Origin of the sequence: Psychrobacter sp. 4Bb (assembly GCF_002836735.1) — a bacterium.
In the GTDB taxonomy this organism is placed as follows: Bacteria; Pseudomonadota; Gammaproteobacteria; order Pseudomonadales; family Moraxellaceae; genus Psychrobacter.
In genome coordinates this window covers 60917-71239 of record NZ_PJAS01000055.1, presented here as the reverse complement: position 1 = coordinate 71239, position 10323 = coordinate 60917, and the positions used below count along the sequence as shown (strand labels likewise).

The window sequence follows — 10323 nt, the reverse complement described above, 5'->3', positions numbered from 1 at the left end:
TAGTCAAATAATAAAATAAATAGTATCGATCATCACTATCAGTGACTGCATTATTAATTATATTAGGTAATTTATTCAAAATCGAAATTGTGATTTGGTGCTCATAGTCATTCATACGCTTACTGATATGATACTCTGTCTCTTCGCCGTCTTTTTTCAATTCTTTTTTGAGTAGAGGTATAATTTGTGTCTTACAGAGATGTTGTGCTTCTGCTATAAATTTGATGATTGTGTCTGATACACCAGCATCCAAAGTGTATAGTCGACTTGTACAGTATTTAACGTGTCGTATATAACGTTCTTCATCCATAAGCTCTTTTCTAATGACAACGTGTGTCAGATATACAAATAAATCATTACTACCGCCATCTTCATGTAAAAAACGTTTAATAGAATAAGGATTTTGTCTTGATTTGTCGGCAATACCTATTAAAAACCAGTAACGCTCACTTTCAATGACAAAGAACTTTTTACGCTTTGCCTCTCTTTTTATAATATCAGGTAATTTGTCTTGTTCCTGAAAGTCTATATCAGTAGAATCCCATGCGCGAAAGTCTCGCCCCTGAATCTTTTGCTTAATAAATACTTCTTTAAAGTATGTTTTTACGATATCAGTATTTAAGTGCCTTATACCAGGTTGTACTATAAGATTTACATTATCGATCCAAAATGCTAAATCGTACAAAAATGCTTTTTTTATACTTTCACGACTTTTTTGGTCTAAAATATGATCACCTATATCAATACGGTTAAGATAATCGATCATCGCCTCTACTTTATCAGCAAGTTCAATAGCATCATATGAATCCGGCTTGGACTCAATAAATTTCAACATCTGTATAGCAATTGCTTTTAGCTCTCGATGACGAATTGCTGTTTTAGATAACAAACTTCTCAAATCATCTGGAATAATATAAGTAAAATTTGGGCTAATGTTCCTTTTTGATAATATTTTTTCGTACACACTTTTACGACTGGGTATATCGAGCTGCGGCAAAATACTGATAAGAATGGTTTTCCAGTTACCACCTAATGCTGGGTCTATCGATTTTAATTGATAAACTTGGTATTCTGAGAGCTCATACACATACATATTACAATTTCCTTTACAGAACTAATGTTTGCACAAATGCTCGCTATCTTAGCATCTATCAAATAACTATCACAGCATCTTTATTTCTCAGGCAGCTAGTTTAATAAACTAAGGCAAGATTATGACTACCTCAAAAGTAACCTACCAAGGCAATTTACGCACCCAAGCCATCCATCTACAATCGAATAATCAGATCATTACGGATGCGCCGACGGACAATCATGGTAAGGGCGAAGCGTTTTCTCCTACTGATTTGCTAGCCACCAGTTTGGGCAGTTGTATCTTAACGATTATTGGTATCAAAGCCGAAGCGATGGATATCGATATCTCAGGTACTACCGCAGAAATCACCAAAGTCATGGCTGCCAAACCAAGGCGGGTAAGTGAAATACACGTTATAGTCAATTTCTCAAAGGCATTGGACGAGAGCACCCTAAAACGATTTTATAAAACCGCATTGACCTGCCCAGTAGGCAATAGCTTGGATCCTGAGATTACTCAAAACTTAGTGTTTAACAATGGCACAGACGCATAGTATGGCCACTAAGACTTTACTCATCGTCGCTCATGCGCCATCGCCTAATACTCAGAAATTGGCGCAGGCAGCTTATGACGGTGCCAATCATCCTGATATAGATATTACTGTCATTTTGAAATCACCGCAGGATACGCGGCCTGAGGATGTATTGGCTGCTGATGCGTTGCTGTTAGGCACGACTGAAAATCTGGCGTATATGGCAGGACTGACCAAGGACTTTTTTGATCGTTGCTATTATCCCGTGCTAGAAGAAAAGCAAGGTATGCCATTTGCGGTATATATACGCGCAGGGCATGATGGTACAGGTACCAAGCTTGCGCTCAAAACGATTACAATGGGGCTACGTTGGTCATGGATTCAAGAGGCGCTGATACTACAGGGCGATTGGCAAAATAGCTTTGCTGAGCAAGTAGAAGAGTTTGCTATGACGCTTGCCGTTGGGGTAGATGCAGGTATTTACTAGTTGTGAGTTGTGAGTTGTGAGTTGTGAGTTGTGAGTTGTGAGTTGTGAGTTGTGAGTTGTGAGTTGTGAGTTGTGAGTTGTGAGTTGTGAGTTGTGAGTTGGGTGGCGGCTACTAGGTTAGTCTTAGGCAGTGCTTGTTAATCTACTGCTATCAATATTGAGAGCATAACAAACGGTCTGGGAGGATAGTAATGCATGACGATAATCTGGAGAGTGATAATCCAAATAATAAAGTAGATATTTCTGCATTGCCGTTTTCTCAAGCGTGTGAAAATAATAAGCAGCCTATTCTAGAAATACTTCAAACAGAGTTACAAGGCTTTAGTCATGTGCTAGAGATTGGCTCTGGGACAGGTCAGCATAGTGTTTACTTTGCGCCTCATTTGTCACATTTAAAATGGCAAACTAGTGATGTGACTAATAATCATCGCCATATAATCGCTTGGCACAATGCGTATCCTGCACCCAATCTATATTCGCCATTAGCGTTTGATTTAGCGCATAACTCAGTACCTGTTAGTAGTCATTTAGATAGTGGTCATTTAAATAGCAGTAATATAGCCAAACCTTATAATGTGATATTTACAGCCAATACTTTGCATATCATTAGCTGGGCTTTGGTGGCGCGGTTATTTGCATTGGCTGGTGATGCGTTACCTGTGGACGGTAAGCTGATTATCTATGGCCCATTTAACGAAGATGGTAAATATACCAGTGAAGGTAATCAGCGATTTGATGCGATGTTGAGAGCAAGTAATCCTGATAGCGGCATTCGCGATAAAGAAGATGTCGTTAGTTTAGCAAATGCTCATCATTTACAACTCAGAAAAACATATGCGATGCCTGCTAATAATCAGCTATTGGTATTTCGTAAACGCTAATTTTTTAAAGCGTTGGCAAAAATTACATAAATAAAAAGACACCTTAATGGATCATTATTAGATCTTAATTGAGGTGTCTTCTAGTTTGGGTTTGCTTATATTATTACTTATTCAACTTGTGCTGCTAGGTTATTTATATTCTTCTGCTAAAAAATCTAAGTAGCGCTTCCAAGAGCGCTCATCGGCGCGAGCATCATATCTATCGCTGCCAAATACGCTAAAGGCATGTGGTGCGCCGCTATAGGTAACCATCTCATGAGGGACTTTGGCTGCTTCTAATGTTTTACCCAAAGTGGCAAAGCTCTCTAGCGAGACAGATTGGTCAGCAGAGCCGTGGAATACTAGGATTTCTCCCGTAGTTTTGTCATAACTTTGACCGGTTGGAATATCGAAGGCACCGTGGAAGGGTACAAAGGCTTTTTGCTCAAAGCCTGAGCGTGCTAGCTCTAACGCAACTGTACCGCCAAAACAATAGCCCATAGTCGTGCCTTTGCGCACATCGTTGCCTTGTAGTTGTCCTGCCGTTAATGCCCCTGCCAATATGCGGCGCATTTTATTACGGTCATCATATAGTTCCCCAGTTAGGCGTTTGTTTTCTTCGATAGAAGTAGGGCGAATGCCTTGTCCAAACATATCGGCCGCCAATACGTTGTAGCCTTCAGCTGCTAACATGTCAGCACGTTTGCGCTCATAGTCAGTTAGACCATCCCAATCATGAATCAATAAGATAAAAGGTGCATTAGCTTTGTCCGCCTTGGCGTAATAGCCTTCGTATGCTTGGTCATCGACCGTATAGGTTACGTTTTTGGTCGTGATAGCAGCAGCCGTTTGACTGAACGTTAATGCCATTAGACCCATTGACGCGCCTACTAGCAATGAGTGATAAGGTTTTCTAGTTGGGGAGCTTAGAGTTGGTAACATGGTAGGTAGCCTTATAGTTATATAAAAAATAGTCGCATCATCAAATCCCTATAAACCCGCTACATCGTCATCCTCGCTAACCATACTAATGTATAGCTTGCGCTCGGTTTTCTTGTATCGAAATTATCTGAATTTAATAATATAAAAAAGATAAATATAAGGCTAAAACCCTGCCAACTTATTTATCAATAGTCTCTAGTACCTCATAAAAGCATACCTTAAAGAATAACTACATTACAAGATTCTATTGTTAACATTTATGCGCCTTTAAGACCATCTAAAGTAGTCGCTTTATGGCGTCTATAAACGTTAACTAAATATCAACAAGGTTTACTATATACGCAACTATATTTGACTTATTTTTTGGGTAGTATAAGGCCTAAGCCTATTATTCCTTTACGAATTTTAGTGCGGTATCAATTTAACGCTCGGCAATGCTGAAAACACAGATAAATAAATGACAGATGAAGTCACCACTATCTCAAAGGATATCAAACCTGTGTAGGCACTCTTTTAATGATTTAAAAGAGCACTCTCAATCTATTAGCTAGGACTTTTTATGAATAATAATATCGATCATACTGACCCCGCCAAAGACATGAATATGGAACGTGGCAATGGTGGTGAAACCCATCAGCGCGCAGGTGACGACACTAAGGTATTAACCACGCAACAAGGTGTGGCCATCGCTGATAATCAAAACTCTCTAAAAGCAGGCTCACGTGGACCGACGCTATTAGAGGATTTTGTATTACGTGAAAAAATCAATCATTTTGACCATGAGCGCATCCCTGAGCGTATCGTCCATGCTCGAGGTAGCGCAGCACATGGTTATTTTGAGCTGACAGAGTCATTAGAAGAATATACGACTGCCAAAGTGTTGACCGAAACAGGTAAGCAAACGCCATTATTTACGCGTTTCTCAACGGTAGCCGGTAACAAAGGTTCAAAAGATACGCCACGTGATGTGCGCGGTTTTGCAGTGAAAATGTATACGGAAGAAGGTAACTGGGACATTGTTGGTAACAACATGCCAATCTTCTTTATTCAAGACGCGATGAAGTTTCCAGACTTGATTCATGCGGTAAAACCAGAACCAGATCGCGGTTTCCCGCAAGCAGCTTCTGCTCATGATACGTTTTGGGATTTTGTCTCACTAAGTCCTGAAACCATGCACAATCTAATTTGGCTGATGAGTGATCGCGGTCTGCCACGTAGCCTACGCATGATGGAAGGCTTCGGTATTCATAGCTATCGCTTAATCAATAAAGACGGTAAGAGCACCTTTGTACGTTTCCACTGGAAGCCAGTATTGGGCGTACAGTCAACTACATGGGATGAGGCAGTGAAAATCTCAGGTGCGGATCCTGACTATCATCGCCGCGACTTGTTTGAGTCAATCAACAACGGTGACTATCCTGAGTGGGAGTTTGGCGTACAGTTATTTACTGAAGAAGAAGCCAATGAGTTTCCGTTTGACCATCTCGATGCGACCAAACTGATTCCAGAAGAATTGGTACCAGTAAAAGTCGTGGGTAAAATGGTATTGAACCGCTATCCAGATAATTTCTTTGCAGAAACTGAGCAGGTAGCATTCTGCCCATCACATCTGCCACCGGGTGTTGATTTTAGTAATGACCCATTATTACAAGGTCGTTTGTTCAGTTATCTAGACACACAGCTATCACGTCTAGGCTCGCCAAACTTTGCCCAGATTCCTATTAATGCACCAAAATGTCCGTTTGCTAATAATCAGCAAGATGGTCATATGCAGATGCAAGTGCCTAAGACACGTGTACTCTATGAGCCACAAAGCCTAGATCCAACTCGTCCTCGTGAAAGCGCTAAACGTGGTTTCAACTCATTCCATGAGCAACTAGATGATGGCGTAAAAGGTCGCGTCCGTGACGAGAGCTTTGCAGATCATTATAGTCAGCCACGTATGTTCTACCGTAGTCAGACAGCAACTGAACAAGCCCATATCGCAACCGCTTATGCGTTTGAGCTAGGTAAGGTAGATACAGCCCATGTACGTACGCGTATGCTTAGCCATTTGATTCATATCGATGAAGACTTGGCCAATCGCGTAGCGACTGCACTGGGTATGGAGCTACCAGAGCCAGCGGATGCGGCTGCACCTGTCCAAGACTTAGGAACTTCTAAAGCGGTACAAACTATTGGCCTAACGCCTGATAGCTTAAAAGGGCGCATGATTGGTATCTTAGTCGCAGAAGGTTCTAATAGTAGTGAAGTCAAAAAATTCGAAGATGCTGCTAAAGCGCAGGGTGCTAGTGTCAAAATCGTAGCACCTAACAAAGAAGTCGTATTGGATTATGGTACACGTATACAAGCTGATGAGCGCCTCGCTGGTGGTCCGTCAGTGATGTTTGATGCCGTCGTTAGTATCATCATGCCTGACCAAGCTAAAAAGCTCGCAAAAGACAGCTCAGCACTAGATTGGTTCAACGATGCGTACAATCATTGCAAAGCCATTGCCTATTGCGGCGCGACTGATGAATTTATCCTAAGTAAGCTCCCAGTTGAAAAAGATGAGTTCGTAACGCCATTGGCCGAGCTAGATGCCTTTATTAGCAATGCTAAGTCTCGTCTATGGGAACGTGAGCCAAAGGTTCGTGATCTTGCATAGTTAATAAGTAGGTAATTTACGAATTATCTAAAATAACAAATAAGATATTAAGTGTTTCCTTAAACCCAGCCTAAGCGCTGGGTTTTTGCTTTTTATTAATAAGGTGAGAATTTTCACAGATAAAAGTCATGTTATAGGTGCTAATCATTCGTTATTAATCGTTATTAATCGTTATTAGTCGCATTGTCTCTGTATACCGCCTAGCCTTTGTATATAGTCACAAGCGTTCACTCAAAGTCGTTTTATTTATCGTGACGGGCGCTATACTAAAGATTGGCTATAAAACTGAACAAAAGCCTCACAATAATAACGACGAATGAGGTAGGGAACACCAATGAGTCTATGTGAAATTGTACGATTAGAAGGATATATCCAGAGTAGCTATCTGGCAGTATATCCAGATAAAATAATGCTGTTAGATGGCTGCTGCCGTGCTGATGTGCCGATGGTGCTTGACTATATTAAGACAACGTTAAAACGACCCGTCACCGACCTAAAAGTAGTGGTGGTCACGCATATGCATCCGGATCATGCAGGCGGTGCACATAAGTTTCGAGAAGAGACGGGCTGTCTGATTGTCTCCGCTGATAAAAAAAAGCAGTGGTATAGCGGTATTGGCGGGCGCACGATGCACTTCGTAGATATACATCTAGGATATTATGTGGCCAGACGTCAAGGACGCCCATTTAAAAACCTATATTACTCGGCAAGTCTAAAACTAGATATCACTGTCACAGATGGTGAGATTGTGCCACACTTTGATGAGTGGCAAGTACTAGAGACGCCAGGTCATACGGATCGTGATTTGTCTTTGTTTCATCTGCCCAGTCGCGAAGTATACACCGCTGATTTAATCATTAAATTACGCCATAAGTTCGTAGCGCCATTTCCTGTCTATTACCCAAAAGCTTATGTTCAATCGTTAAAAAAAATCAGGGCATTGCAACCGTCAATGGTGATGATGGCTCATGGACGAGAGCTAGCGATGAGTGAGGCAGAGTTTGATGAGTTTATCGCTCATGCGCCCAAGCACCCACGTACCATCAAAGATACGATCAGACATAAACTACTATGGCGCAAGAGAGATAACTTTCGACTGTTTAAACGCAGGCATAATAAATAGAGGTATATAAAAGTTAAGAAACTAATAGCTAAAAAACATGTTCAAAAAGCCCAGACGAAAAAAAGCCCAGTTACTATCTTAGTAACTGGGCTTTCTAAATATGGTGGGCTGTCCGCGACTCGAACGCGGGACCAATTGATTAAAAGTCAACTGCTCTACCAACTGAGCTAACAGCCCTGAAGAGTATATAAAAAAGCAATGCTTTTTAACTCTGCAAGAGAAAATTCTAACTAAAGAACTTTCTAAAACTAAACATCTTAACGATGTATTTTAAATTTATCTTTATTAGTCTACTACCGGATAGGGTAGAACGATTAATAAAGATTAAACTAAATATGGTGGGCTGTCCGCGACTCGAACGCGGGACCAATTGATTAAAAGTCAACTGCTCTACCAACTGAGCTAACAGCCCTAACGTTTAAAGTGTTTGTATCCCTAAACGTGAGAGCACATTATATATATTATTATGACAATTACAACCCCACATGATAAAAAAAGTGTAATTCTCTTATAAAATTGCCAATTTATTCCAGTTTATTTAAATTTTCGTCATTATATCGATATTGACTGCTCTATTTTTGGCTAAAGCGAGTCAATAATTGATTATTAGTCTCGAGAAAGTGCTTCAACAGGATCTAGTTTGGCAGCATTACGCGCTGGCAAGAATCCAAATACTACGCCAATTAACGTCGAACAAACAAAAGCGGCAACAATAGATGTTGATGAATAGATAACTTTGAAATTATCACCACCCACACTATTAATCAGCTCACCAATGGCAAAGGCCAGTCCAATACCAATCAGTCCCCCTAAGATACAGACCAGAACGGCCTCAATGAGGAACTGCTGCATAATATCGCTCTGACGCGCGCCCACTGCCATACGTACGCCAATCTCGTTGGTGCGCTCGGTGACAGAAACGAGCATGATGTTCATCACTCCAATACCGCCGACGATCAATGAAATAACAGCGACTGATGAAATAAGTAGAGTCATCGTTCCTGTCGTCGACTCGATTGTTTGACGAATAGAGTCTGAATTACGCAGCTCAAAGTCATCTTTACCATGGCGACTCTCTATTAAATCAGAGATGGCCGTCTCTGCGGCACTAGAAGAGATACTGTCATCTAACAACGCCACAAAGCGGTCGATATTGGTACTACCGGTGACGCGCGACATCACCGTCGTATAAGGCATATAGATAGTAGGCGTCGTTACACTGGGACCAAAGCCACCGTCGCTCTCTTCAAGTACGCCAATCACGCGTCCAGGCACACTACCAACCAATATTACCTCGCCAACAGGGTTATCAATATCTGAGAAAAAGGTCTGTTTAGCGTTGTCATCGATGATGATATCTTGACTACGTAATGTAATGCTTTTTGCATCAAACCCTTGGCCCAATGTTAATGTTTCACCAGTGACGTTTAGATAGTCTTCACCAACGCCATTGACGGTAGCATCCTCTTGTATATTACGATAGCGGACACTAGAGCTGGCATTTACCTGAGGGCTGACACTGATAATATAGGGCTGATTGCCGACCGCCTCTGCATCTTCTGGTGTCAAATTGTCATCATTATAGCGGCGTCTAGGATCGCCTCTAGGGTAGCCATCATTGACGGTAATGGTATTGGTACCTAACGAGCTGATATTGGCAAGGATTTGCTGCTGAGAGCCTTGTCCAAGGCCTACGATAGATACGACTGCGGCAATACCGATAATAATGCCGAGCATAGTTAGTAGAGTACGCATCTTATGCGCGCGCATGGCAAGCAAAGACATTTTAAACGCTTCAAGCAGTCGATCAATAAAACTACCAAAGGCACTTTTTCGATGCTCACCAAGGATAGATTCTGGTTTTTTGTCTGTGTGCTTATAATGCTCAGTTTGATAGTCAGCGATGACATGGCCATCTTTGAGCTCAATCACACGCTCCGCTTGTGCTGCTAGTTTTGGATCATGAGTGACCATGATAATGGTATGACCTTGTGCGCTGAGGTCATGCAAAATCGCCATGACATCTTCGCCAGACTTACTGTCTAGGGCACCAGTTGGCTCATCTGCTAAGATAACATCGCCACCATTCATCAGTGCACGAGCGACAGAAACACGCTGCTGCTGTCCACCTGAGAGCTGATTGGGACGATTGTTGACCTTATTGCCAAGGCCGAGGTCAGTTAGTAGCTTCTCAGCACGATTGGTGCGTGCCTCGGTATCCATGCCCGCATACACGGCAGGGACGGCGACGTTGTCTTTGGCACTGATATCACCAAGCAAATGATAGCGCTGAAAAATAAAACCAAAGTGCTCACGGCGCAGTTCTGCTAGCTGATCGGCATCAAGCTTACGGGCGGATTGACCATAAATCTTATAATCACCAGCAGTGGCTTGATCTAGACAACCTAAGATATTCATCAAGGTGGACTTACCAGAGCCTGATTGTCCAATGATGGCAACCATCTCACCTTGATTGATGGTTAGATTGATATCATGCAAGACGCGAATGGTTTGCTCACCAGCAGGGAACTCTCTGATAATGCCAGACAACTCCATAATGGGCTTGCCTGGTGCAGGGTGATTAACGGTATTGGTTTTTGCCAAGTTATTTAAGTTATCTGAGCTGTCTAAGTTATTTAAGTTATCCAAATTGTCTA

8 protein-coding genes and 2 tRNA genes are annotated in these 10323 nt (G+C 41.8%); 5 read left to right on the top strand and 5 right to left on the bottom strand.

Going from position 1 to position 10323, the window contains the following annotated elements:
- On the bottom strand, positions 1 to 1093 hold a 1093-nt coding region (locus tag CXF60_RS05130; protein WP_145990198.1), incomplete at its 3' end, for a hypothetical protein.
- 121 nt (positions 1094 to 1214) lie between these two features.
- On the opposite strand from CXF60_RS05130, the gene CXF60_RS05125 reads away from it, so the two are divergent.
- From CXF60_RS05125 to CXF60_RS05115, 3 genes are all read left to right on the top strand, one after another.
- Positions 1215 to 1628, top strand: a complete 414-nt coding sequence (locus CXF60_RS05125) for an OsmC family protein (protein WP_102091057.1) — start codon at positions 1215 to 1217, stop codon at positions 1626 to 1628.
- A gap of 1 nt (position 1629) precedes the next feature.
- Entirely contained in the window at positions 1630 to 2094 is a 465-nt protein-coding gene (locus tag CXF60_RS05120) for a flavodoxin family protein (protein ID WP_102091059.1), read from the top strand.
- A 191-nt stretch (positions 2095 to 2285) separates the two neighbouring features.
- Positions 2286 to 2975 carry a DUF938 domain-containing protein gene (locus CXF60_RS05115; protein WP_102091056.1) on the top strand — a complete coding sequence of 230 codons (690 nt, stop codon included), beginning with the start codon at positions 2286 to 2288 and terminating at the stop codon, positions 2973 to 2975.
- 129 nt (positions 2976 to 3104) lie between these two features.
- Here CXF60_RS05115 and CXF60_RS05110 read toward each other — a convergent pair whose 3' ends face one another.
- Entirely contained in the window at positions 3105 to 3896 is a 792-nt protein-coding gene (locus tag CXF60_RS05110) for a dienelactone hydrolase family protein (RefSeq protein ID WP_102091055.1), read from the bottom strand.
- Between the two features lie 559 nt (positions 3897 to 4455).
- Here CXF60_RS05110 and CXF60_RS05105 point away from each other — a divergent pair.
- Positions 4456 to 6543, top strand: a complete 2088-nt coding sequence (locus tag CXF60_RS05105; RefSeq protein ID WP_102091054.1) for a catalase — start codon at positions 4456 to 4458, stop codon at positions 6541 to 6543.
- Between the two features lie 334 nt (positions 6544 to 6877).
- Positions 6878 to 7666, top strand: coding sequence for an MBL fold metallo-hydrolase (locus CXF60_RS05100; protein WP_102091053.1), 789 nt, complete (start codon positions 6878 to 6880; stop codon positions 7664 to 7666).
- 101 nt (positions 7667 to 7767) lie between these two features.
- On the opposite strand, the gene CXF60_RS05095 is transcribed toward CXF60_RS05100, so the two are convergent.
- The 3 genes from CXF60_RS05095 to CXF60_RS05085 form a co-directional block, all read right to left on the bottom strand.
- Positions 7768 to 7843 (bottom strand) — tRNA-Lys (locus CXF60_RS05095).
- A 159-nt stretch (positions 7844 to 8002) separates the two neighbouring features.
- Positions 8003 to 8078: transfer RNA gene (locus CXF60_RS05090), tRNA-Lys, on the bottom strand.
- A gap of 194 nt (positions 8079 to 8272) precedes the next feature.
- Positions 8273 to 10222 (bottom strand): MacB family efflux pump subunit, encoded by a 1950-nt coding sequence (locus CXF60_RS05085; protein WP_102091058.1) that lies wholly within the window; start codon positions 10220 to 10222, stop codon positions 8273 to 8275.
- Positions 10223 to 10323 lie beyond the last annotated feature (101 nt).

Bases quoted from the DNA above. Each gene is read 5' to 3' on its own strand.
- CXF60_RS05125 (WP_102091057.1), top strand. From the start codon at position 1,215: ATGACTACCTCAAAAGTAACCTACCAAGGCAATTTACGCACCCAAGCC.
- CXF60_RS05105 (WP_102091054.1), top strand. From the start codon at position 4,456: ATGAATAATAATATCGATCATACTGACCCCGCCAAAGACATGAATATG.
- CXF60_RS05085 (WP_102091058.1), bottom strand. From the start codon at position 10,222: ATGGAGTTGTCTGGCATTATCAGAGAGTTCCCTGCTGGTGAGCAAACC.
- CXF60_RS05120 (WP_102091059.1), top strand. From the start codon at position 1,630: ATGGCCACTAAGACTTTACTCATCGTCGCTCATGCGCCATCGCCTAAT.
- CXF60_RS05100 (WP_102091053.1), top strand. From the start codon at position 6,878: ATGAGTCTATGTGAAATTGTACGATTAGAAGGATATATCCAGAGTAGC.
- CXF60_RS05115 (WP_102091056.1), top strand. From the start codon at position 2,286: ATGCATGACGATAATCTGGAGAGTGATAATCCAAATAATAAAGTAGAT.
- CXF60_RS05110 (WP_102091055.1), bottom strand. From the start codon at position 3,896: ATGTTACCAACTCTAAGCTCCCCAACTAGAAAACCTTATCACTCATTG.